Raw genomic sequence first — 21,148 nt, 5'->3', positions numbered from 1 at the left:
ACCACACTTGATCGCTTATGTCGTGTCTGTGATAGGAAGCATCCATCTTTTCCTCTCCTGTCTTTTTTGATGCTTCCATTCTATCACAATTCCTCTACCTTGTGTAGACACTATCTAGAAAAAATAGGTCAATACGCTTTTTGCGTAGAGAATACAATCTGAGGCTAAGAGAAATCTGCCCCAAAGAAAAGGAGTAATGCGAAATGGCTAAGTACGACCCCAAATCCCTGCACGCGGAGGAGTTCATCAACGATGAGGAAATTTTGGAAACCCTCCGTTATGCTGAGGAAAACAAGCGCAATGAGGCGCTGATCGACCAGATTTTGGAAAAGGCACGGCCGAAAAAGACAGAAACAGGCTGTGTGTGTTCCGGCCTTACCCACCGGGAGGCCTCTGTGTTGCTGGCCTGCGATATCCCGGAGAAGATCGAGAAGATGTATGAGATTGCCGAGGAGATCAAGTTGGCCTTTTACGGAAACCGCATTGTGATTTTTGCCCCCCTGTACCTTTCCAACTATTGTGTCAACGGCTGCGTCTACTGCCCTTATCATGCGGTGAATAAGCATATCCCCCGCAAAAAGCTGACCCAGGAAGAAGTAAAGGCAGAGGTAATCGCCTTGCAGGATATGGGCCATAAGCGGCTGGCCATCGAGTCCGGCGAGGATCCGGTGAACAGCCCGATTGAGTACATTCTGGAGTGCATCCGTACCATATACAGTGTGCATCACAAGAATGGCGATATCCGCCGGGTCAATGTAAATATTGCTGCCACCACGGTGGAGAACTACCGCAAGCTGAAAGAAGCCGGTATCGGCACCTATATCCTTTTCCAAGAAACCTACCACAAAAAGAGTTATGAGCAGTTGCATCCCACCGGCCCCAAGCATAATTATGATTACCACACTGAGGCAATGGACCGGGCGATGGAGGGCGGTATCGACGATGTAGGGCTGGGTGTGCTGTTTGGCCTGGAGTTGTATAAGTACGAGTTTGCTGGGCTTATCATGCACGCTGAGCATTTGGAGGCAGTGCATGGGGTAGGGCCCCACACGATCAGTGTGCCCCGGCTAAAAAAGGCGGACGATATTGACCCGACCCAGTTTGACAACGGCATTGATGACGAAACCTTTGCCCATATCACCGCCTGTATCCGGCTGGCCGTGCCCTATACCGGCATGATCATCTCCACCCGTGAAACGGAGGCTGTGCGTTCCAAGCTGCTGCGGCTGGGCATCTCCCAGGTCAGCGGCGGCTCCCGTACCTCGGTGGGGGGCTATACCCAAGAGGAACGTCCCCACGACACCGAGCAGTTTGATGTATCCGACCAGCGCACCTTGGACGAGGTAGTCCGCTGGCTGATGGAGAATGGCCATATTCCGTCCTTCTGCACAGCCTGCTACCGGGAGGGCCGTACCGGCGACCGCTTTATGAGCCTGTGCAAAAATGGCCAGATCCTCAACTGCTGCCACCCCAATGCCCTTATGACCCTTAGCGAATACCTGGAGGACTATGCCAGCCCGGCTACCAAAGAGGTGGGCTATAAGATGGTAAAAGAGGAGTTGAAACGTATTCCCAAGGAAAAAGTGCGGGAGATCGCGGAGCAGAACATTAAGGACATCCAGAATTCTAACCGCCGGGATTTCCGATTCTAAGGGGCGTAAATAGAGGCCCGAAATGATTGTCCAAGCGGAGAGATGAGGATGAAATGAGGGAAAAGAATATGTGGCTGCTGTTTGCCGTGCTGTCTTCTGTGTTTGCAGCGTTGACTTCCATTTTGGCAAAGGTGGGCATTGAAGGTGTTAATTCTAACTTGGCCACTGCCATCCGCACGCTGGTAGTAGTGCTTATGGCTTGGGCAATGGTGTTTATCACCCATGCCCAGGCGGGGTTGCCGGGAATCACCCCGAAAAGCTGGCTGTTTCTGGTCCTTTCCGGCTTGGCGACCGGGGCGTCCTGGCTGTGTTACTATAAAGCCCTGCAAATGGGGGAGGCCAGCAAGGTCGTGCCCATCGACAAAATGAGCGTGGTGATAACACTGCTGTTGGCATTTATATTCCTGCACGAGAAAATTACCATCAAATCCGCTATTGGTTGTGTTCTAATCGGCGGGGGCACACTGCTGATGGTACTGTAAGAAGGAGGAAAACCATGAGAAAATGCCTGCGTTGCCAGACAGAAATGCAGGAAGGCTACGCCCTGTTTGAGTCAGACAGCTATTGGCGCATAGTCGCCGCAGAGGATGGAAAATGGTTCCCAAGGGAAATGGGTAAACTCTCCTGCGCTGTATGCCCAGCGTGCGGGTATGTGGAGCTTTTTGTGGAAGACACAAAGAAGGTGTGAAGAACAATGCTTGTCAAGGGCGAAAAGGGCAATAAATTGCTGGAAATTATTCCTCTGGATGAGCGTCAAGTTGACAAGCTTTACAGTCTGGTGAACCATGCGCTGGGCATTGTAAAGATGGGAGAGGACTATCTGTTGGGCTGGAACAAGTAGTGGTAAGGGAGCATACCCGGATTGACCGGGAAGAAGTGGAAAGGGTAGCGCTTTACAGCGAGATTCGCAGTACAGAGAAAATTGCCGCCATCGACGAAAAGCTTTTGGAATACTGGCCTTAAAATGGGGGATTAAATCGCAACGGCATAGCCGTCCCGGCAATGCGGTTAGCTTAGACCCAAAACAGGCCAAAATGAAAGGGTGAAATGTACATGAGCCTAAATGAAACGGTTTCCGCTGAGCGCCCACACATCGCCTTTTTTGGGATGCGCAATGCGGGAAAATCGAGCCTTGTAAATGCTGTGACAGGCCAGCAGCTTGCGGTTGTATCAGACATAAAGGGGACGACTACGGATCCAGTCAAGAAGGCAATGGAGTTGTTGCCTATCGGCCCGGTGGTGATCATCGACACCCCTGGCCTGGACGATGAGGGGACGTTGGGTTCTCTGCGGGTACAGAAGGCCAGGGAAATCCTGGCAAAGACAGACATTGCAGTGCTGGTTGTGGACGCCTTGGCAGGGCTCTGCGCGCAGGACAGGGGACTGGTGGCCATTTTCAAGGAGCGTGGCCTCCCCTTTGTAATTGCAATGAATAAAGCGGATTTACTCCCCAACAGGCCGGAACCAAATACGGATATACTGTTTGTTAGCGCAAAAACGGGGGAAAACATTACGATTTTGAAAGAGAAACTGGGGTCTTTTGCCGGTAAGGCTACCAATGAACGCCGGGTGGTATCTGACCTGCTTGCCTCCGGTGATCTTGCGGTACTGGTAACGCCTATTGATGCGGCCGCACCCAAGGGACGCATGATTTTGCCGCAGCAGCAGACCATGCGGGATATCCTGGATGCCCATTGTGCTTTTATTACCTGTCAGCCGGAGGAATTGGCAAGTACGCTAAAAGTACTGGCGGCCAAGCCAAAAATCGTTATCACCGACTCGCAGGCTTTTGAAAGGGTGGCAAAGGACACCCCGGAGGATGTGCTGCTGACCTCTTTTTCGATTCTGTTTGCCAGGTATAAAGGCAGCCTGCCAACACTGGCCAAAGGCGCTGCCCGGCTAGCCTCTTTGCGGCAAGGGGATCGCGTGCTGATCTCGGAGGGGTGTACCCATCACCGCCAATGTGGGGACATTGGCACAGTCAAACTGCCTGCCTGGATTGAGCAGTATACAGGCATAAAGCCGCAGTATGACTTTACCTCTGGGGGTGAGTTCCCGGAAAACCCTGCGGGCTATGCATTGATCGTCCACTGCGGCGGGTGTATGCTCAACGAGAAGGAGATGCAGAGCCGTGTTGCCCGGGCAAAGGCGGCAGATGTACCGATTGTCAACTATGGGGTGGCCATTGCCCAGATGCATGGTATCTTGCGCCGCAGCTTGGAGCCATTCCCGGAAATCCTCCACCTGATGGACAGGGAGATGCAGTGATGGAAGCGATGGATAAGCTTTTAGACCAGCTTAATAGGCATTATTCTGGCCCGTTTCAGCGCTTAGAGTTGCTTAGGGACAGTGGCAGCCTGGCGTATGCGGCCTTTTCCGGTGGGGAGAAGTACTTCCTGCGGGTGGTGAAACCTGCGCTGGTAGACACAGCCATGGCAGGCGCTGACGTACAAATTTACTTGCAGGCCAGGGGATTCCCTGTGCCGCCTATTCAACTTACAAAAACCGGCGCTCCCTACGTTAGGTGTGATGAAGGGCTCATCGTACTGTATGCCTTTATTGAGGGGGAGGACGCACAGCCTGAACGGGACGCAGAGGCGGCCGGGGCGTTGGTAGGGCGGCTGCATCGGGAGATGAGGGCTACCAAGGCCCACTGGTGGTGCGGGATAGGCAGTTTTTCATAGGCCGGTATGTGGATATTCTACGAAAAAAAGGGTACCACAGGGTAGAAGAATATGCGTTATATGGAGAATGCCTGTGGAGTAAACTGAAAACCTTGCCTATGGGCTATTGCCACGGCGATGTGTATTGCGGGAACCTTCGGCGGGCGGAGGGGGGAAAGCTATATATGCTTGACTTTGACACTTCTTGCAAGGGGTTCCCCATGTATGACGCTACACTGATTTGTGACGCTACGGAGTACTTCCGCTATGACGAGGAGAACCTGGCACGTTCTGACCGGCTATTAGAGCGGTTTTTGCCGGAATATGGGCGGTACAGCCATTTTACCCAGGCAGAGATAGGGGCTTTTCATGCGCTGATAGCCATGCAGCATTTCTCTACCCAGGCCACCATTGTGGAGCTTTTTGGCCCGGATTGCCTCCGTGACGAGGATATTGACGGACAACTGGAATGGCTATACCGCTGGCGGGAACAGTGCAAATTGTGTGAATAGAGAAAAGAACGCCTCTGATTTTTGATCAATATGCGTCAAAAATCGGAGGCGCTTTTTGCAATAATTTATGTTTCAGCCAATTGGGCTGGTGAGCGGGCATAAGTGGGGCGGGCCAGTTCCTTGACCTTATCGCTGGGGGAGGACACGGTGATGGCCGTCCGGCTGGGGGCGGCACCGGCAAACCGGAGGGCATAGGGCCGCCCCCTTTTTAGGGGGCCGATTTTTTGGGTAAAGACCAGGCTGTCGCGGATTTCTCGTTGCCAGATGGGCGTGTGGGTGGCGCTGTCTACAACCTGGAGAAGGCCGTTGGCATTGTGGGCCTCTATGATGAAGTCAAGCTCAACGGACGCTGTATCTTGTGTTACGCGGAAGAGATGATCGCACAAATGGTGGTTGGCGGCCTCCTGGCTTGTGGGCAGGTCCATGTTTACATAGAACACGGCGCCGGGCAGGCAGCCGGAAATTGCCAGGGCTGCATTGGCCATTTTTTCAAGGCAGATCTTGTGAAACGGGCGGTTTATTCTCATGCCGGAAGGCTCCTTTCGGTTACTGTTTTTAGTATAAAGGGGGAAATTTACGTAAAACTGAGGGGTTTCCTTACGGGTTCCTTACAAGGTATTGGGGGGTTATTAGGCAGGTCTTGGGCAGGTATTAGGCAGATAGTAGGCAGGTCTTAAAAGGGGGTTGCAAGGGGCGGAGGGGGTGGGAGGGCAAATGGGGCACTTTGGGGTGCTTTTTTGCCGGAACTTTTTTCACATCCTTTTATGAAACAAGTGGAGGTGTGCGGCTGCCGGATGGGGGGGATGTGCGAAGGGCGTAATGGGGTGGCGGAGTTTTTGGGGGAGGCGGATGGGCTGCTGCTGAGGGGAAGTGGCGGGGAGGAGTGGGCGCGAGCTCGCCCACGGGGGGGACGTATATTGGCAAAGCTTTGCGGTCTTAACCGGCCGGATGGGGATGGCGGGCGTTTGCTGATTGCAGAGATGGCGGAGGTTTTGAGGGAGGCAATCGCCAGAGGGGATGGGCTGCGGCTGAGGGGAAGTGGCGGGGAGGAGTGGGCGCGAGCTCGCCCACGGGGGGGCGTATATTGGCAAAGCTTTGCGGTCTTAACCGGCCGGATGGGGATGGCGGGCGTTTGCTAATTGCAGAGATGGAGGAGGTTTTGAGGGAGGCAATCGACAGGGGGATGGGCTGCGGCTGAGGGGAAGTGGCGGGGAGAATTGGGTGGGGGTTCGCCTGACATGGAAATCGGCTTGCAGTTTTGGGCGGTTTGTGTTAGAATATATAATTAAGATTTTTAGAGTGGAACCGACACAGAGGGAGGCGGCCTTATGGAAAGAGAGCGCTATATGGCGGAGGTACGGGAACGGATGGGGGAACGGGTGGCCGGAACCCCGTTGGCCTTTGTGCGCACCTACGGCTGCCAGCAGAATGTGGCGGACGGGGAAAAGATAAAGGGGCTGTTGGCAGAGATGGGCTTTGGCTTTGCGGACAGCGCGGAGGACGCGGACTTGATCCTGTTTAACACCTGCGCAGTGCGGGAGCACGCGGAGGACCGGGTGTTCGGCAATGTGGGGGCCTTGAAACATCTGAAACGGAAAAAGCCCGGACTGCTGGTGGCGGTGTGCGGCTGTATGACCGAGCAGCAGGCAATCGCCCAACGCCTGCAAAAGACGTTCCCCTTTGTGGACCTGGTGTTTGGCACCCATGTAATCCACCGGCTGCCGGAAATGCTGTGCCAGGTGCTGGCCGGGGGGCGGCAGGTACAGGTGCTGGGCCAGGAGGAGAAGTTTATCCGGGAGGATATACCCATCCGGCGGGACGGCAAGTCCAGGGCCTGGGTGACGGCGATGTACGGCTGCGACAACTTCTGCTCTTACTGCATTGTGCCCTATGTGCGGGGGCGGGAGAAGAGCCGCCGGGAGGAGGATATCTACCGGGAATGCAAGGGCCTGGTGGAGGCAGGGTACCGTGAGATCACCCTACTGGGGCAGAATGTGAACTCCTATGGCAAGGGGCTGGAAGGGGCGGTGAACTTTGCAGGGCTGCTCCGCCGGTTGGACGGGCTGGAGGGGGACTTCCGGCTGCGGTTCATGACCTCCCACCCCAAAGACGCCTCTAGGGAGCTGTTTGACGCGATGGCGGAGGGCCGGCATATACCCCACCACATCCACCTACCCTTCCAGTCCGGCAACGACCGGGTGCTGCGGGAGATGAACCGCCGGTATGACCGGGAAAAATACCTTTCGCTGATCCGCTACGCCCGGCAGGTGATGCCGGATATTACCTTTACCTCTGATGTGATTGTGGGCTTTCCGGGGGAAACTTATGCGGAGTTCCGGGACACCCTCAGCCTGATCCGGGAGGTGGAGTTTGTGAACCTGTTTACCTTTATCTACTCCCCCCGGCCGGGCACCAGGGCGGCCGGGATGCCCGACCCGGTGAGCCACGAGGAAAAGACCCGGTGGTTTGCGGAACTGCTACAGGTGCAGGAGGGCATCGCCGCCGGGAACTGCCAAAAGCTGGTGGGCTCTGCCCAGCGGGTGCTGGTGGAGAATAAGGAGGAAAAAACCGGGATGCTCTCCGGCCGTACGGCGGGCAGCCTGACGGTGCTGTTCCAGGGGGATGAAAGCCTGGTGGGTCAGTTTGCCCAGGTGGAGGTTACGGAGGCAAGAGGCTGGAGCCTGCGGGGCCGGCTGTTGGATTAACGGATAGGAGGCGGATTCATATGCGTGCGAAACAGACGAAGTTGGCGTTGATTTTCATGGGTACCGGGGCCTTTATGGTGCTGCTGCTTGCCGGGGTCCACTTTCTTCTGGCAGGCGGCAGGGAGTATGAACTGCGGCTGCCGGATTTCCAGAACCTGCGGGGCGTGACCCTCAGCCGGCAGGACGGGGGCGAGTACCCGCTGGCAGACGCCTGCGGGGAGGATGTTTTGTTTATACTCAAAGGGAACGGGCGGACGACCCGTGCCGAAAGCATCCAGGATATGCCGGCCAACGTGGAGGGGCTGATTCGGGTGGACTTTAGCCACCGGGGCGGGGGTACCTCGACGGTTTTTGTGTACAGGCGTGCTGGCGCACGGAACGGGGAATACTTTTTGGAGCAGCCGTATAATGGTATTTATGAGATCTCCGGAGATGCGTACCAGGCTATTGAAAACTACGCCAGTAAAGAATATGCGAGGTGAGAACTATGCAGGTTTTGTTGTTGAACGCCAGCCCAAAAAATAATGGGGCAACCCAGGAGATTCTGTGGACCATACAGGAGGCGCTGCCGGCCGGGGCGGTGGGGGAGGTGGTTTGCCTGGGGGATTATGACCTCCAATACTGCCTGGGGTGCAAGCAGTGCTACCACACCCGCCAATGTGTGCGGCAGGACGATATGCCGCTACTTATGGGCAAGCTGGACGCCGCGGACGTGCTGGTGATTGCTGCGCCTTCCTATTGGGCGGACGTGCCGGGGCAGTTTAAGGTGTTTATTGACCGCTGCACGCCCTATGGGGACACAAACCCTGACCCGGAACACAAAACCCTGGGGCCGGGGAAACGCTGCTACGGGGTGGCCCTGCGCACAGGGAGCAGGCCGGGAGAGTGCCAGCATATCCTTGACACCATTGCCCACTGGTGCGGGCATATGGGGGTCGCCATGGCGGACAGCCGGTATTTTTGCGGGATAGAGGGCAGGGAGGACATAGGGCAGCACAAGCCGGCGCTGCGGGCATGGGCAGAAACGTGGTTTCGGTAGGTGGAAGGCGCCGGGATGGGATGGTTTGATACATAAGAAATCTTTTGTATAATTGGAGGGGCGAGTGGCATGGAAAAGTGGATTCTGTTCGTGGTGTTCTGGATCTGCGGGGCTATCTTTTTGGGCATCGGCATTTATGCCTGGAGGCTGCGGGACAGGCCCATGAACTTTTGGTCCGGCCGGGAGGTGCCCAGGGAGAGTATTACGGACCTTCCCGGCTACAACCGGGCCATGGGAAGGCTGTGGGGCGGCTACGGTGTGATTTATTTTATCACCGGCCTGGCAGCGTTTTGGCAGCCTGTGGCAGCGGTTGTGCTGATGTGCCTCCTGGGCACGGCAGGCGCGGCGGCGCTGGTGCTTATCTATAAAAAGGTGATTGAGAAAAGGTACCGTGTCAAATAGGAGGGAGGTATAGCATCGTGCGCGAAGTTTACGCCAAATGCGGTATGCGCTGCGACCTTTGCCTGATCTACCGGCCCAACGTGGAACGGGAGGACCGCCGGGCGGAGATTTGCGCGGTGTGGAAGAAACAGAACCCGGCCTTTACCGGCGACCCCTCTACGATTATTTGCGACGGCTGTGCCAGTGAGGGGGAGGGCGCGGTTCTTTTTGACAGAAACTGCAAGGCGAGAAATTGTGTGCGGGAGAAAGGGTATGCCCACTGTGGGTACTGCGAAAGCTATCCCTGCGGGATCTATCCGGCCGAGCCTTCGCCGGAGGAGATCGCGCGGATGATCGATGTGGAAAAGCTGTGGACCTGGGAGGACGAAAAGCTGATGGAGGCATATGCCTGTAAAAAGTATATGGACGCTTTCCGAAAGGAGAGGGGCCTGCCCATGCATATATACCGGCTGACAGAACAAAGCGCCGGGCAGGTGGCGGCGCTGATGCACCGCATCAAGCCGGACTGGTGGCCCACCTTTGCGGACGCCTATGGCCAGTTGACGGACATCGGCGAAACCATTCGGACGGTGGGCTGGTATTTGGGGGTGGACAGGGAGAAACCCAAAGGCTGGATCCTGTGCAGGGAACTGCTGGGCTACCGGGCGCTGGAGCTGGAATGCAGCGGCTTTGACGACAACGGCGTTTTTAAGCTGGAACACAAGCTGGGGGAACTGTTCCGGGTGGCAGAGGCGTACGCCCGCGAGAAGGGCTATTTGACCTTCCGCAGCGGCATCAGTTCGGTGGGGTTCCCGATCCACGGTAGGCCGGTGGAGGATATTGCCGGGGCAATAGCGGCGCTGGACAGCAGCCGCGTTGACTATCAATGGTATCTGGCCCAGGGTTTCCGGGTGATCGGGATCCAGCCCAACGCGTACGCGGAAGGGTTCCACCTGATTATACTGGGGAAAGATTTGACCGGAAAGAAAAACTGAATAAAATGGAGGAAACAGGTATGGACATTATAGAACTGACAAGGGAACTGGGGAAGGCAATCCAGGCTGACCCCAAATTTGTGGAATTGCAACTGGCCCGGCAGGCCAGCGACGAGGACCAGGCTTTGCAGGACGCGATTGGGGAATTCAACCTGAAACGCATGGCCATTAGCAACGAGGCCGCCAAGCCGGACCGCAACGACGAAACCATGCAGCGGCTGAACAAGGAGTTCCGGGAGGTTTACGCCCAGATTATGGCCAATGCGCATATGCAGCGCTATAATGCCGCCAAAAATGAGTTTGACGCGGTGTTCCAGCGGGTGACGGGGATCCTCAACCTGTGCGCGGAGGGGGAAAACCCGGAAACCTGCGACTATGACGCGGCCAGTTGCGGGGGCGACTGCTCTAGTTGCGCGGGCTGCCATTGACCGGGAAATCAACAGGTAAGGGGCTGTGGGTATGGCGGATATGTCGCCGATGATGAAACAATATTTTGAAGTGAAGAGGGAGAACCCCAATTCGATCCTCTTTTTCCGGCTGGGCGACTTTTATGAGATGTTTTTTAATGACGCCAAGACCGTTTCTCAGGAACTGGACTTGACGTTGACCGGCCGGGACTGTGGCCAGGGGGAACGGGCGCCTATGTGCGGCATCCCCTACCACAGCTCGGAGGGGTATATTACCCGGCTGCTGGCAAAGGGCTACCGGGTGACCATTTGCGACCAGGTGGAGGACCCAAAGGCGGCCAAGGGGCTGGTGAAACGGGAGGTGGTGCGGGTTATTACCCCGGGCACCGTGTTTGAGGGCAGTATGCTGGATGAGGCCCGGAACAACTATATCTGCTCCCTGTGCTACCGGCAGGCTGGGGTGGGGCTTTGCTTTGCGGATATTTCTACCGGGGAGTTGCAGGTGGGGGAGATCGGCATGGCGGCCCCCCAGGATATGGTGCGGGAACTGAAAAACCGCCTGAGCCGGTTCTCACCCAGGGAAATCCTGATTGACCCGCAGGTAACGGATTTGACGGAACTGGGCGGGTTTATCCGGGACAAGTTACAGGCGTCGCTGGAATGCATGGACGAGGCGCTGTACAACAGGGAACTGGCGGAAACGGCGGTGAAAAAACAGTTTGCCGGCCGGACCTTGCAGGAATTGGGGCTGGAGGACAAACCCCTGGCCGTGCTGGCCCTGGGGGCGCTGCTGGACTACCTGGGGCGTACGCAGATACGGGGCCTGGAGCGCATTACGGATGTGGAGCTGGATGGGGAATCGGCCTACATGAACCTGGATTTGAACGCGGTGCGCAACCTGGAACTGGTGGCGACCATGCGCAATAAGGAATACAGGGGCTCGCTGCTGTGGGTGCTGGATAAGACGAAAACCGCCATGGGCAAGCGGATGATCCGGGCGTGGCTGGAACGCCCGCTGCTGAACCCGGCGCTGATTACCCGGCGGCTGAACGCCGTGGAGGAATTGGTGGGGGACGCCCAGTTGCTGGATGATGTGATGGAACAACTGGCGGGGATACACGATATGGAGCGCATTATGACCCGTATTGTGAATGACTCGGCCAATGGGCGCGACCTGCGGAGCCTTTGCGCTGCCTTGCAAAAGCTGCCGGGGATGAAACAGGTATTGGGCCGCTGCCAGGCCACGCTGCTGAAGGAACTGGACGGGCAGATCGACGGGCTGGCAGACGTGGCGGGGCTGATTGACTGTGCCATTGACGAGAACCCGCCGTTTACCATTCGGGAGGGGAAACTGATTAAGAAGGGGTTTAGCCCGGAACTGGATGAGATTCGGCAGGATATGACCGGCGGGCAGGCGCTGATTGCCTCGGTGGAGGCCACGGAGCGGGAACGCACCGGGATACCCAAGCTGAAAGTCGGCTATAACAAGGTGTTTGGCTATTACATTGAGGTGACAAACTCGTATAAGGATAAGGTGCCGGACAGTTACATACGCAAGCAGACCTTGACCGGCGGGGAGCGGTATATTACGCCGGAACTGAAGGAACTGGAAAACCGGGTACTGGGCGCCCATGACCGTTGTATGGAGATGGAAGGGAAACTGTTTGAGGGTATCCGGCGGCGGGTGGCGGCGGAACTGGTGCGGGTGCAGCAGAGCGCAAGGGCTGTGGCCACGGTGGACGTGCTGGCCTCTTTTGCCCAGGTGTCGGTGAAGAACGACTATACCCGCCCGGTGGTGAATGTGAGCGGCAAACTGTACCTGAAAGACGGCCGCCACCCGGTGGTGGAGGCGCTGCTGCGTGACACCCCCTTTGTGCCCAACGATGTGGATATGGACATGAATGACACCAGGGTGGCCATTATTACCGGGCCCAATATGGCGGGGAAGTCTACCTATATGCGGCAGACGGCGATCATCACCATTATGGCCCAGATTGGCTGCTTTGTGCCGGCGGCAGTGGCGGAGATTGGCATTGTGGACGGCATTTACACCCGGGTGGGGGCCTCGGACGACCTGTCGGCGGGACAGTCTACCTTTATGATTGAGATGAGCGAGGTGGCGGAAATCCTTAAAAGCGCCACGGCCAAGAGTTTGATCATCTTTGACGAGATTGGCCGGGGGACCTCGACCTTTGACGGCATGAGCATTGCCAGGGCAGTGCTGGAGTATGTACACGACCCCAAGCTGGTGGGGGCCAAGACACTGTTTGCCACCCATTACCATGAACTGACGGAACTGGAAGCCTTTTTGCCGGGCACGCGGAACTTTAACATCGCCGTGAAAAAGCGGGGGGATGATATTACCTTTTTGCGGCGTATTGTGCGGGGGGGCGCGGACGACAGCTTTGGCATTGAGGTGGCGAAACTGGCAGGCGTGCCGGAGAGGGTGATCCGCCGGGCTAAGCAGGTGCTGGCTGAACTGGAAAGCGCGGACGGCGGGCAGGCGGCCCAGCGGGCTGCGTTCCGCCCCTGGGAGGAGCCAGTGCAACTGACCATGGACGGCACGGACGGCCAGGTTTTGCAGAAACTGCGGGCGCTGGATGTAAACGCCCTGACCCCTATAGAGTGCATGAACACGCTGTTTGAATTGTGTAATCTATTAAAGTAGACAGAAGGATGGATTAGGATATGGAACATTATCAGGATATAAACGCGGCCACCATTGACCGGTGGGTAGAAGAGGGCTGGGAGTGGGGGAAACCGATCTCTCACCAGGAGTATTTGGATGCGCTGGAGGGCAAGTGGGAGATGCTTTTGACACCCACCAAGCCTGTGCCCAAGGCGTGGTTTGGAGGCCCCTTAAAAGGGAAACGGGTATTGGGCCTGGCCAGCGGCGGCGGGCAGCAAATGCCTATTTTTGCCGCATTGGGCGCGGTATGCACGGTGCTGGACTATTCGCCGCGGCAACTGGAAAGTGAACGGATGGTGGCGCAGCGGGAAGGGTATGAGATGCAGGTGGTGCGGGGGAACATGACCAAGCCCCTGCCCTTTGCGGACGGCGCGTTCGACCTGATCTTCCACCCGGTTTCCAACTGCTATGTACAGGAGGTAAAGCCGATTTTCAAAGAGTGTTTCCGGGTGCTGGCGCCGGGCGGTATTTTGCTTTCGGGGTTAGACAACGGGATCAACTTCCTGTTTGTTGACGAGGATAAGCGGGAGGAACTGAGCGTTTTCCCCTTTGACCCGGTAAAAAACCCGGAACAGCGGCGGCAACTGGAGGCGGAGGGGGATGGGATGCAGTTTTCCCACACCATGGAGGAGCAGATTGGCGGGCAGTTGGAGGCGGGATTCCGGCTGGTGGCGCTATATGAGGATACCAATGGGGCGGGGACGTTCCACGAGCACCATATCCCGTGCTATTTGGCCACCCAGGCGGTGAAGGAGGGCTGAGAGATGCCGGACATCACACGGATAGATACCTATGGGGACCCCAGGTTTTCCCAGGCCGTGCTGGATCAGCACGGGGCCTTTTTGGTGGATGGGGAGCCCTATGAGGTGGAAGTGGTGGGGGAGCATACAGCCCGGATACGGGGCGCAAGGCGTGAACTTTACGCCGTGGTGATAGAGGACTTCCGGTTTTATGCCGGGCATATTTGCGATTTTTATGACATGGCGGGAGAGATGGTTGCCCAATACCCGCCGGTAGAGCGGTTTGCGGTAAAGCTGGATGATTTACAGCCCTCCCAGTTCTATGTGGACCAGGAGAAATTGGCGGCGGTTCGCACCTTTGTGAAGGGGCCGGCGGATGTGGTGGTCCCTGTTATGCCCTGGGAGGGGCGGTATATTTCCCAGGACGGCCACACCAGGCTGGCGGCGGCTGTGGACCTGGGGTTTGACAAGGTGTTTGCCTTTATAGAGCCTGCCAATGGGTATATCCTTGGCTTTGTGGAAGAGGCCCGGAAACGCGGCGTGCATACGCCCTATGACTTGCCGGTGATCCCTCACGGGGAATATGTGGTGAAGTGGCACCGGTTTTGCGACGTGTATTTTGACCGTATGGCGGAGGAGGATTGACGATATATGCAGGAACCGATGCAAAATATTATACGGTATGCCGGGGCGGGCGACCTGGAATTATTGGCCAGCTACGACAGGCACGTAGGCAGAGAGGAACTGGCGGCGCTAATCGGGCGGAAACGGGTTATTGTGCTGGAGAACGGGCAGCGTTTTTCCGGGTGGATGCGGTATAATCTGTTTTGGGACAATACGCCCTTTATGAACCTGCTTTTTGTTGTGGAGGGCTGCCGGGGGCAGGGCTATGGCGGGCAGCTTACAGCCTTTTGGGAGGAGGAAATGAGGCGCCAGGGGTATGGCATGGTACTGACCTCCTCCCAGGCTGATGAACAGGGGCAGTTTTTCTATCGCAGCCACGGGTATGTGGACTGCGGCTCTCTTCTGCTGCCGGGGGAGCCGTTGGAGATCATTTTTATGAAAAAACTGTGAACCGCTGTGGAAAGGAGATGGGGCAATGCCGAAAATCCGTGTGTTGGACAAGCAGGTGGCGGAGCTGATTGCCGCCGGTGAGGTGGTGGAGAGGCCCTCGGCAGTGATCAAGGAATTGGTGGAAAACGCCGTGGATGCAGGGGCAAGCGTGGTGACGGTGGAGATCCGCCGGGGGGGCGTTACCTATATGCGGGTGACGGACAACGGCTGCGGCATTGCGGCGGAGGATGTGCCGGTGGCCTTTTTGCGCCACGCTACCAGCAAGGTGGCCCGCGAGGAGGATCTGGACTCGATCGGCACCCTGGGGTTTCGGGGGGAGGCGCTGGCGTCTATCTCGGCGGTGGCCCATGTGGAAATGCTTTCCCGCCCGGCCGCGTGCAGTACGGGCACCCGGTATGTTTGCGGCGGCGATGAGGAAGCTGTGCTGGAGGAGGCCGGCTGCCCCCAGGGGACGACCATTGTGGTGCGGGATCTGTTCTTCAACACGCCTGCCCGCATGAAGTTTTTGAAAAAGGATACCACGGAGGGGAACTCTGTGGCGGGGGTACTGGACAAGCTGGCCATGTCGCACCCGGAGATTTCCCTAAGATTTATACGGGACGGCAAGGAGCAGCTACACACTCCGGGGGATAACAAGCTTTCCTCTGCCATCTACGCGGTGTATGGCAAAGAATTTGCCCGGTCGCTGATCCCGGTGGAGTATACGTTGGACCATGTAAAGGTAAAGGGTTTTATCAGTAGGCCCGCGGCCAGCCGGCCCCAGCGCAGTATGCAGCATTTCTTCATTAACGGGCGGTTTATCCGCAGCCGTACAGCCATGGCGGCTTTGGAAGAGGCCTATAAGGGGTCGATCATGGTGGGCAAGTTCCCGGCTTGCGTGCTGCATATGGAGATTGCCTGGGGCGCGGTGGATGTGAATGTCCACCCGGCGAAACTGGAGGTGCGGTTTGTCAACGAAAGGCCGGTTTTTGAGGCCGTGTACCATGGGGTGCGTTCCGCGCTGAAAGCCGGCGACCAGCCCAAGGAAATGGAACTGAAACGGCCGGCCCCCTCGCCGTACGCGCCGGTTTTGGAGAAACATGAGCAGACCACCCTGCCGGTACCGCCCAGGCCAGCGCCGGTGGCGGCCTTGCGGGACAGCGGGCTGCCTGCCCAAAAGCTGCCGGAGGTGACGGGGCCGGTGTTTGAGATATTGAACAGCGTGCCCAAGCCGATTGTTTCCATAGAGGAGAGAAGGGAACGGCCTGCCGTTCCGGCAGGCGATGGGGATGGAGGGGCGGCAAGTGATCTGCCTTTACAGGATTTGCCATTACCCCATGATACGCCCACTGTGGCGGAACCGGCTGTGGAGCCGGTAGGGGCTTTGGCCGACAGCCCCCAGGCCATGCTGTCTACCCGGATATTGGGGGAGGCCTTTGGGACGTACATTATGGTGGAGTACGGCAAGGAAGGGCTGATGTTTATAGATAAGCATGCCGCCCATGAAAGGCTGCTTTATGAGCGGCTTAAGGCGGGCAGGCATGGCTGTGAAGCACAGGCCTTGCTGGAGCCGGTGGCCGTGAGCCTGGACAAAGACGAGTACTCGGCCGTATTGGCCCACCAGGAGGCATTGGCCCAGGCGGGATTTGAGGTATCGGACTTTGGGGCGGGCACGGTGCTGGTGCGTTCGGCGCCGCTGATGCTGGACGGCGAGGACGCCGCCTGGGCGGTTATGGAAGTGGCCGGGCGGTTGGCCGGGCAGAAAACGGAGATCAGCACGGAACATATGGATTGGCTGTACCATAATGTGGCCTGCCGGGCCGCCATGAAGGCGGGGGATCACACCAGCATGGAGGAACTGGTTTCTTTGGCCAGGGAACTGGAACGCAACCCGGCGGTAAGGTATTGCCCCCATGGCCGGCCGGTATATGTGCTACTGAAACGGCGGGAACTGGAAAAACAATTTGGGAGAGTGCAATGAACGGAAAGAAAAAGCTGATAGCCGTTACCGGGCCCACTGCCACAGGCAAAACCGCATTGGGGCTGGCTTTGGCCCAAAAACTGGAGGGCGAGATCGTTTCCTGCGATTCTATGCAGATCTACCGGGGGCTGGAAATTGGCACGGCCCAGCCGGAAAGGGAAGAACTGGCGGCGGTTCCTCATCATCTGGTGGGGGTGCTGGGGTGGGAGGAGCCCTTTAGCGTGTCGGATTATGTAAAACAGGCGGGCAAGGCCATAGCGGGGATCCATCAACGGGGCAAACTGCCGGTATTGGTGGGCGGGACGGGGCTTTATGCCCGGTCCCTGCTGCGGGGGTTTGACTTTAAGGAGATGTACCGGGACGACGGGCTGCGGGAAAGGCTTTTTCAAGAGGCGGAGGCAGCGGGGGCCCAGGCGATGCACCGGCGCCTGGCAGGGCTTGACCCGGTGGCGGCCGGGCAGATACACCCCAACAACCGCAAACGGGTGTTGCGGGCGCTGGAATACTGTTTACTGTCCGGGGAGCCCTTTTCCCAGCAGGCGGCCCGCTCTCAAACGGCCCGGCCGCCCTACCGGTACGTGATGTTCTGCCCGGCCTACCGGGACAGGCAGAAACTCTATGCGCGTATTAACGAACGGGTGGACAGGATGCTGGAAAACGGCCTGCTGGAGGAGGCGCGCCGGTTTTTCCAATACTGTAGGACGGTGGATAAGCTGCCTACCGCTGCCCAGTCCATCGGGTATAAGGAGCTGTTCCCCTATTTTGCGGGGGAAACCGGCTTACAGGAGGCGGTGGAGAATATCAAACAGGAGAGCCGCCGCTACGCGAAACGGCAGATCACCTGGTTTGCCAGGGAGCCGGAGGCAAGGTACCTGTATATGGATGAACTGGGTTCGCCGGAGCGGGCCGTGGAAGAATGCATAAGGGTTTTGCGGGAAGACAACTTTTGGGAGGACGGAGGTGGGGTTGCTTGAACTACCGGAAGATACGGGCCATTGTGGTGGTTTGTATGGCGATACTGATTTTGCTGTATGTGTGTTTCAGCGTGGTGGACAGGCGGCTGGACGCCTTTTCAAACAGCAAGATAACCACGGAGGCGGCCCTGTACGGGGAGGTATCTGACTTTTTACAGGCCCAGGGCTTTGCGGTGCGGGAGGAGAATGTGATCGAAAGCAGCTACAGCGGGGTGTTGAACTACCGGGTGGGGAACGGCACCCGGATCTCCACGGGGGGCGTGATTGCCGATGTGTTTGTGAGCGAAAGCGACGCCGCCGCCCAAAACCGGGCCGACCGCCTGGAACGGGAGATCAACAGCCTTTCCGCGCTGGCAAAGCCCCTGGACCGGGTGGTATCCGCCTCTACATCGGCAGGGGACCAGATTTATGATTCCCTTTCCGGGATATTGCTGGATGTGCAGCGGAATGATTTTTCAGGGGTAACCAAATACAAGGAGGACTTGTTGATAGCCTTGAGCCGCAAGCAGGTTATCTCCGGGGCGGAAACCGCGGAGGATTACGCCCAACGGGTACTTGAACTGGAACAGGAAAAGGATCGGCTGACGGTGGAGGCGGGTCATGCGGTGGAGAGCATTACCTCGCCGGAGGCAGGCTACTTTATTGGGGCCACCGACGGCTTTGAAACCGTTGTGGATGTAGAGGATATGATGCAGATTACGCCCGATAAGGTGGAAAAGCTGCTGGCCATGGAGAACGGGGGCGGGACTTTGTCCTCGGTGGGGAAGATCTGTTCGGACTTCAAGTGGTACTTGGTTTGCCTGTTCAGCGACATGGATATGGTGAAGTTTGAGGGCATAGAGGAAGTCAGCCTGGATATACCCTTTGCCAGCACCGCCACGATACCGGCGCGTATTGTGGCGAAAAACCGGAATGCGGACAGTGGCAAGACAGCCGTGGTGTTTGAATGCACGTATATGGACGCGGATATTGCGATGGTGCGCAATGAAACCGTACAGGTGAACGTAAAGACCTATTCCGGCGTGCTGGTGAACGAAAAGGCTTTGCATTTCTGCGACGTGGAATATACGGAAACCGACGAGGCGGGCAATACGGTCACAAAAGTCAAGGAGAATGTAAAGGGCGTGTATGTGATGTATGGTGGCCAACTGCATTTTGTGCAGATATTTTCTGAAAAGGATGTAAACGGCTATGCTGTGTGCAAAACGGAATTGACCGAGCAGGAACAGGAAAGCCTTGTGACCGAGCGGACCGTACAGTTATATGACCAGGTAGTGATAGGAGGGGTGGATTTATATGACGGAAAACTTGTTGACTGAGCGCTTTGCGGCGTTTGACAGGAATTACCAGGCCATTATGGAGCAGATTGCCCTGGCGGCGGGACAGGCGGGCCGGAAACCGGAGGAGGTCACCTTGCTGGCGGCCACCAAGACCGTGCCGGTGGAGGTGATCAACTACGCCATCAGCCGCGGCTTGCAGTGCATTGGCGAGAACCGGGTGCAGGAACTGCTGGATAAATATGACGCCGTGGACCATGCCGGCTGTGATGTGCAGTTCATCGGCCAGCTACAGACCAACAAGGTGAAATACCTGATGGGGAAGGTCAGTTGCATCCAGTCGGTGGACAGCAGGAAACTGGCCGGGGAGATCTCCCGGCTGTGCCAAAAAGACGGGCGGACGATGGATGTGCTGGTGGAGGTGAATATAGGCGGCGAAGAAAATAAGGGCGGTGTGGCCCCGGAGCGCCTGCTGGAATTTGTGGACGAGATACGGGCTTTGCCAGGGCTGCGGGTGAAGGGGCTGATGACAGTACCCCCTATATGTAGTGATGAAAAAGAACTTGGCCGCTATTTTTCTAAGATGAGGCAATATTATGTTGACATAAAGGGGAAAAGCATGGATAATGTAGATATGGCGTGCCTGTCGATGGGGATGTCCGCGGACTTCCCTGTCGCGATCCGGCATGGCGCCAACATGGTGCGTGTGGGGTCTTTGCTGTTTGGCGCAAGGGACTATGGCCCTATGGCAGGCTGAGGGCTTTTAGAAGGGCCGGTTAGAGATTAAGGGAGGTTTGCAAGCGATTATGGCAGGGCTGAGGGATAAGCTGCAAAAGATTTGGGGCTCGCCGGATGACGAGTATGACTACGAGGATATCCCGGCGGAAGAGCCGGAAGAAACAGAAGAGGAACTGAAATTCGGCAGGGATGAGCCGCAGGGAGGGAATATCTCTTCGTTTTCCGCGTTTTCCTCCAGCTATACGCCCCGGAGCACCGCGCCCGGCCAGGGACGGGTGGTCAGCCTGAACAATAAAACGCAGTTGCAGGTCGTAGTCTGCAAACCGGTTTCTTTTGGGGAAGAGATCCGCTCTGTGGCGGATGAATTGCTGCGCCGCCACGCGGTGGTGCTGAACTTGGAAAATACGGAGAAGGATGTGGCCAGGCGCATTGTGGACTTTTTGAGCGGCGTGGCGTATGCCAATAACGGGAAGATCAAGCGTATTGCGACGGCCACCTTTATTATTACCCCCTATACCGTTGACCTGACCGGCGAGATTTTTTTGGATGAGCTGGAAAATAACGGGATATACTTTTAGCTATGGAGAAAAAAGGGAATACAGCGCTGTTACAGGCGAAAATAGAGGACTGCTTGCGGGCTGCCCGCCGCAGGCCGTGCTTTTTAGGCTTTTTGGATGAGAGCCAGGCAGCTTTTTGTCAGAAACAGCTTGGAAAAGGCGGGGGGAATACCCTGCTGTGGGGCGGGCATCCAGAGGCGGAAAGAGTGATGGCGGGCTTTTTCCCGGATTACATGGAGGCGGACGCAGAGGCTTTCCCGATCGCCCCGCTGACCCTGACCTACCGTAAGGAAGATAAGCTGGGGCACAGGGATTTCCTGGGGTCCTTTATGGGGCTGGGGATCGAGCGCGAAGTGGTGGGGGATATCCTGATAGGGGAAGGACGCTGTGTGGTTTTTGTCCGGGAGGAAATGAGCCGGTACTTTTTGGACAACATAAAGAAAATAGGGCGGGTAGGCGTTAAGATATCGGCGGGATATGAGGCGCCTTTGCCGCTGATACGGACGTATAAGCCTGTTAAGGGCGTGGTAGCCTCTAACCGGCTGGACTGTATGGCGGCCCTGCTGTGCCGTACCAGCCGGGAGAAAGCCGCCGGGATGATTACGGCTGGGCTGGTGGCGGTTAACCATCAGGAAATACTGGAAACGGACTGTCGGGTTGAGGAGAATGACATTCTTTCCATAAGAGGCTGCGGGAAGTTTGTTGTAGACCGTTTGGGGCCTTTGACTGGCAAGGGCCGCTTGACTGTGGAATGTAGGAAATACCAATAGGGGAGGAACTTCCGA

General features: G+C 57.0%; 25 protein-coding genes. 24 read left to right on the top strand and 1 reads right to left on the bottom strand.

Features of this window, described 5'->3' with window-relative positions; genetic code table 11:
- Positions 1–203: 203 nt before the first annotated feature.
- The 8 genes from hydG to U8U01_RS10000 all read left to right on the top strand — a co-directional run bounded on the left by hydG (position 204) and on the right by U8U01_RS10000 (position 4,827).
- A complete protein-coding gene (gene hydG, locus U8U01_RS10035; RefSeq protein WP_322173844.1) occupies positions 204–1,652 on the top strand; it encodes a [FeFe] hydrogenase H-cluster radical SAM maturase HydG in 1,449 nt (482 codons plus the stop codon).
- Positions 1,653–1,720: 68 nt separating this feature from the next.
- Complete coding sequence (locus U8U01_RS10030; protein ID WP_322173850.1) at positions 1,721–2,134, top strand: EamA family transporter; 414 nt, start codon at positions 1,721–1,723, stop codon at positions 2,132–2,134.
- Between the two features lie 14 nt (positions 2,135–2,148).
- Positions 2,149–2,340, top strand: coding sequence for a hypothetical protein (locus U8U01_RS10025; RefSeq protein WP_322173843.1), 192 nt, complete (start codon positions 2,149–2,151; stop codon positions 2,338–2,340).
- Positions 2,341–2,346: 6 nt separating this feature from the next.
- A complete protein-coding gene (locus U8U01_RS10020) occupies positions 2,347–2,493 on the top strand; it encodes a hypothetical protein (RefSeq protein ID WP_322173842.1) in 147 nt (48 codons plus the stop codon).
- A complete protein-coding gene (locus tag U8U01_RS10015) occupies positions 2,493–2,615 on the top strand; it encodes a hypothetical protein (protein ID WP_322173841.1) in 123 nt (40 codons plus the stop codon). The genes U8U01_RS10020 and U8U01_RS10015 overlap by 1 nt, the downstream gene beginning before the upstream one ends.
- Positions 2,616–2,705: 90 nt before the next feature.
- A complete protein-coding gene (hydF, locus tag U8U01_RS10010) occupies positions 2,706–3,920 on the top strand; it encodes a [FeFe] hydrogenase H-cluster maturation GTPase HydF (protein WP_322173839.1) in 1,215 nt (404 codons plus the stop codon).
- The gene (locus U8U01_RS10005) at positions 3,920–4,336 is read left to right on the top strand and encodes a hypothetical protein (protein WP_322173837.1); all 417 of its coding nucleotides are present in this window, start codon (positions 3,920–3,922) and stop codon (positions 4,334–4,336) included. The genes hydF and U8U01_RS10005 overlap by 1 nt, the downstream gene beginning before the upstream one ends.
- Positions 4,309–4,827, top strand: a complete 519-nt coding sequence (locus U8U01_RS10000) for a phosphotransferase (protein ID WP_322173835.1) — start codon at positions 4,309–4,311, stop codon at positions 4,825–4,827. The genes U8U01_RS10005 and U8U01_RS10000 overlap by 28 nt, the downstream gene beginning before the upstream one ends.
- A 65-nt stretch (positions 4,828–4,892) precedes the next feature.
- Here the strand turns inward: U8U01_RS10000 and U8U01_RS09995 are convergent, their stop codons facing one another.
- On the bottom strand, positions 4,893–5,354 hold the full coding sequence (locus tag U8U01_RS09995) for a hypothetical protein (protein ID WP_322173833.1): 462 nt from the start codon (positions 5,352–5,354) through the stop codon (positions 4,893–4,895).
- An 801-nt stretch (positions 5,355–6,155) separates the two neighbouring features.
- On the opposite strand from U8U01_RS09995, the gene miaB reads away from it, so the two are divergent.
- From miaB to U8U01_RS09915, 16 genes are all read left to right on the top strand, one after another.
- Entirely contained in the window at positions 6,156–7,532 is a 1,377-nt protein-coding gene (gene miaB / locus U8U01_RS09990) for a tRNA (N6-isopentenyl adenosine(37)-C2)-methylthiotransferase MiaB (RefSeq protein WP_322173831.1), read from the top strand.
- A 20-nt stretch (positions 7,533–7,552) separates the two neighbouring features.
- A complete protein-coding gene (locus tag U8U01_RS09985; RefSeq protein WP_322173829.1) occupies positions 7,553–8,014 on the top strand; it encodes a DUF5301 domain-containing protein in 462 nt (153 codons plus the stop codon).
- A 5-nt stretch (positions 8,015–8,019) separates the two neighbouring features.
- The gene (locus U8U01_RS09980; protein WP_322173827.1) at positions 8,020–8,571 is read left to right on the top strand and encodes a flavodoxin family protein; all 552 of its coding nucleotides are present in this window, start codon (positions 8,020–8,022) and stop codon (positions 8,569–8,571) included.
- Between the two features lie 69 nt (positions 8,572–8,640).
- Positions 8,641–8,973 (top strand): hypothetical protein, encoded by a 333-nt coding sequence (locus tag U8U01_RS09975; protein ID WP_322173826.1) that lies wholly within the window; start codon positions 8,641–8,643, stop codon positions 8,971–8,973.
- Positions 8,974–8,990: 17 nt separating this feature from the next.
- A complete protein-coding gene (locus U8U01_RS09970) occupies positions 8,991–9,947 on the top strand; it encodes a DUF3795 domain-containing protein (protein ID WP_322173824.1) in 957 nt (318 codons plus the stop codon).
- Between the two features lie 5 nt (positions 9,948–9,952).
- Positions 9,953–10,375, top strand: a complete 423-nt coding sequence (locus tag U8U01_RS09965; protein WP_322173823.1) for a YlbF/YmcA family competence regulator — start codon at positions 9,953–9,955, stop codon at positions 10,373–10,375.
- A gap of 31 nt (positions 10,376–10,406) precedes the next feature.
- Positions 10,407–13,022 (top strand): DNA mismatch repair protein MutS, encoded by a 2,616-nt coding sequence (mutS, locus tag U8U01_RS09960; RefSeq protein ID WP_322173820.1) that lies wholly within the window; start codon positions 10,407–10,409, stop codon positions 13,020–13,022.
- 20 nt (positions 13,023–13,042) lie between these two features.
- Positions 13,043–13,804 carry a class I SAM-dependent methyltransferase gene (locus U8U01_RS09955; RefSeq protein ID WP_322173818.1) on the top strand — a complete coding sequence of 254 codons (762 nt, stop codon included), beginning with the start codon at positions 13,043–13,045 and terminating at the stop codon, positions 13,802–13,804.
- Positions 13,805–13,807: 3 nt separating this feature from the next.
- Positions 13,808–14,428, top strand: a complete 621-nt coding sequence (locus U8U01_RS09950; RefSeq protein WP_322173816.1) for a hypothetical protein — start codon at positions 13,808–13,810, stop codon at positions 14,426–14,428.
- A 6-nt stretch (positions 14,429–14,434) separates the two neighbouring features.
- The gene (locus tag U8U01_RS09945) at positions 14,435–14,857 is read left to right on the top strand and encodes a GNAT family N-acetyltransferase (RefSeq protein WP_322173814.1); all 423 of its coding nucleotides are present in this window, start codon (positions 14,435–14,437) and stop codon (positions 14,855–14,857) included.
- A 25-nt stretch (positions 14,858–14,882) separates the two neighbouring features.
- Positions 14,883–16,817, top strand: a complete 1,935-nt coding sequence (gene mutL / locus U8U01_RS09940; RefSeq protein WP_322173813.1) for a DNA mismatch repair endonuclease MutL — start codon at positions 14,883–14,885, stop codon at positions 16,815–16,817.
- Positions 16,814–17,791 carry a tRNA (adenosine(37)-N6)-dimethylallyltransferase MiaA gene (gene miaA / locus U8U01_RS09935; protein WP_322173812.1) on the top strand — a complete coding sequence of 326 codons (978 nt, stop codon included), beginning with the start codon at positions 16,814–16,816 and terminating at the stop codon, positions 17,789–17,791. Before mutL ends, miaA begins: the two co-directional genes overlap by 4 nt.
- A complete protein-coding gene (locus U8U01_RS09930; RefSeq protein WP_322173811.1) occupies positions 17,788–19,110 on the top strand; it encodes a biotin/lipoyl attachment domain-containing protein in 1,323 nt (440 codons plus the stop codon). The genes miaA and U8U01_RS09930 overlap by 4 nt, the downstream gene beginning before the upstream one ends.
- Positions 19,088–19,825 (top strand): YggS family pyridoxal phosphate-dependent enzyme, encoded by a 738-nt coding sequence (locus U8U01_RS09925; RefSeq protein WP_322173810.1) that lies wholly within the window; start codon positions 19,088–19,090, stop codon positions 19,823–19,825. Before U8U01_RS09930 ends, U8U01_RS09925 begins: the two co-directional genes overlap by 23 nt.
- 49 nt (positions 19,826–19,874) lie before the next feature.
- A complete protein-coding gene (locus U8U01_RS09920; RefSeq protein ID WP_322173809.1) occupies positions 19,875–20,384 on the top strand; it encodes a cell division protein SepF in 510 nt (169 codons plus the stop codon).
- Between the two features lie 2 nt (positions 20,385–20,386).
- On the top strand, positions 20,387–21,133 hold the full coding sequence (locus U8U01_RS09915) for a YlmH family RNA-binding protein (protein ID WP_322173807.1): 747 nt from the start codon (positions 20,387–20,389) through the stop codon (positions 21,131–21,133).
- Positions 21,134–21,148 lie beyond the last annotated feature (15 nt).

It is taken from the genome of Acutalibacter caecimuris, assembly GCF_034335085.1.
Taxonomy (GTDB): Bacteria; Bacillota; Clostridia; order Oscillospirales; family Acutalibacteraceae; genus Acutalibacter; species Acutalibacter caecimuris.
Note: the sequence above shows the minus strand (reverse complement) of the source record. Positions and strands in the feature narration are given on the sequence as shown.

Excerpts from the sequence above, each read along its gene's own strand:
- hydG (WP_322173844.1), top strand. The coding sequence starts at position 204 with ATGGCTAAGTACGACCCCAAATCCCTGCACGCGGAGGAGTTCATCAAC.
- U8U01_RS10030 (WP_322173850.1), top strand. The coding sequence starts at position 1,721 with ATGTGGCTGCTGTTTGCCGTGCTGTCTTCTGTGTTTGCAGCGTTGACT.
- U8U01_RS10025 (WP_322173843.1), top strand. The coding sequence starts at position 2,149 with ATGAGAAAATGCCTGCGTTGCCAGACAGAAATGCAGGAAGGCTACGCC.
- U8U01_RS10020 (WP_322173842.1), top strand. The coding sequence starts at position 2,347 with ATGCTTGTCAAGGGCGAAAAGGGCAATAAATTGCTGGAAATTATTCCT.
- hydF (WP_322173839.1), top strand. The coding sequence starts at position 2,706 with ATGAGCCTAAATGAAACGGTTTCCGCTGAGCGCCCACACATCGCCTTT.
- U8U01_RS10005 (WP_322173837.1), top strand. The coding sequence starts at position 3,920 with ATGGAAGCGATGGATAAGCTTTTAGACCAGCTTAATAGGCATTATTCT.
- U8U01_RS09995 (WP_322173833.1), bottom strand. The coding sequence starts at position 5,354 with ATGAGAATAAACCGCCCGTTTCACAAGATCTGCCTTGAAAAAATGGCC.
- miaB (WP_322173831.1), top strand. The coding sequence starts at position 6,156 with ATGGAAAGAGAGCGCTATATGGCGGAGGTACGGGAACGGATGGGGGAA.
- U8U01_RS09985 (WP_322173829.1), top strand. The coding sequence starts at position 7,553 with ATGCGTGCGAAACAGACGAAGTTGGCGTTGATTTTCATGGGTACCGGG.
- U8U01_RS09980 (WP_322173827.1), top strand. The coding sequence starts at position 8,020 with ATGCAGGTTTTGTTGTTGAACGCCAGCCCAAAAAATAATGGGGCAACC.
- U8U01_RS09975 (WP_322173826.1), top strand. The coding sequence starts at position 8,641 with ATGGAAAAGTGGATTCTGTTCGTGGTGTTCTGGATCTGCGGGGCTATC.
- U8U01_RS09965 (WP_322173823.1), top strand. The coding sequence starts at position 9,953 with ATGGAGGAAACAGGTATGGACATTATAGAACTGACAAGGGAACTGGGG.
- mutS (WP_322173820.1), top strand. The coding sequence starts at position 10,407 with ATGGCGGATATGTCGCCGATGATGAAACAATATTTTGAAGTGAAGAGG.
- U8U01_RS09955 (WP_322173818.1), top strand. The coding sequence starts at position 13,043 with ATGGAACATTATCAGGATATAAACGCGGCCACCATTGACCGGTGGGTA.
- U8U01_RS09950 (WP_322173816.1), top strand. The coding sequence starts at position 13,808 with ATGCCGGACATCACACGGATAGATACCTATGGGGACCCCAGGTTTTCC.
- U8U01_RS09945 (WP_322173814.1), top strand. The coding sequence starts at position 14,435 with ATGCAGGAACCGATGCAAAATATTATACGGTATGCCGGGGCGGGCGAC.
- mutL (WP_322173813.1), top strand. The coding sequence starts at position 14,883 with ATGCCGAAAATCCGTGTGTTGGACAAGCAGGTGGCGGAGCTGATTGCC.
- miaA (WP_322173812.1), top strand. The coding sequence starts at position 16,814 with ATGAACGGAAAGAAAAAGCTGATAGCCGTTACCGGGCCCACTGCCACA.
- U8U01_RS09925 (WP_322173810.1), top strand. The coding sequence starts at position 19,088 with ATGACGGAAAACTTGTTGACTGAGCGCTTTGCGGCGTTTGACAGGAAT.
- U8U01_RS09920 (WP_322173809.1), top strand. The coding sequence starts at position 19,875 with ATGGCAGGGCTGAGGGATAAGCTGCAAAAGATTTGGGGCTCGCCGGAT.
- U8U01_RS09915 (WP_322173807.1), top strand. The coding sequence starts at position 20,387 with ATGGAGAAAAAAGGGAATACAGCGCTGTTACAGGCGAAAATAGAGGAC.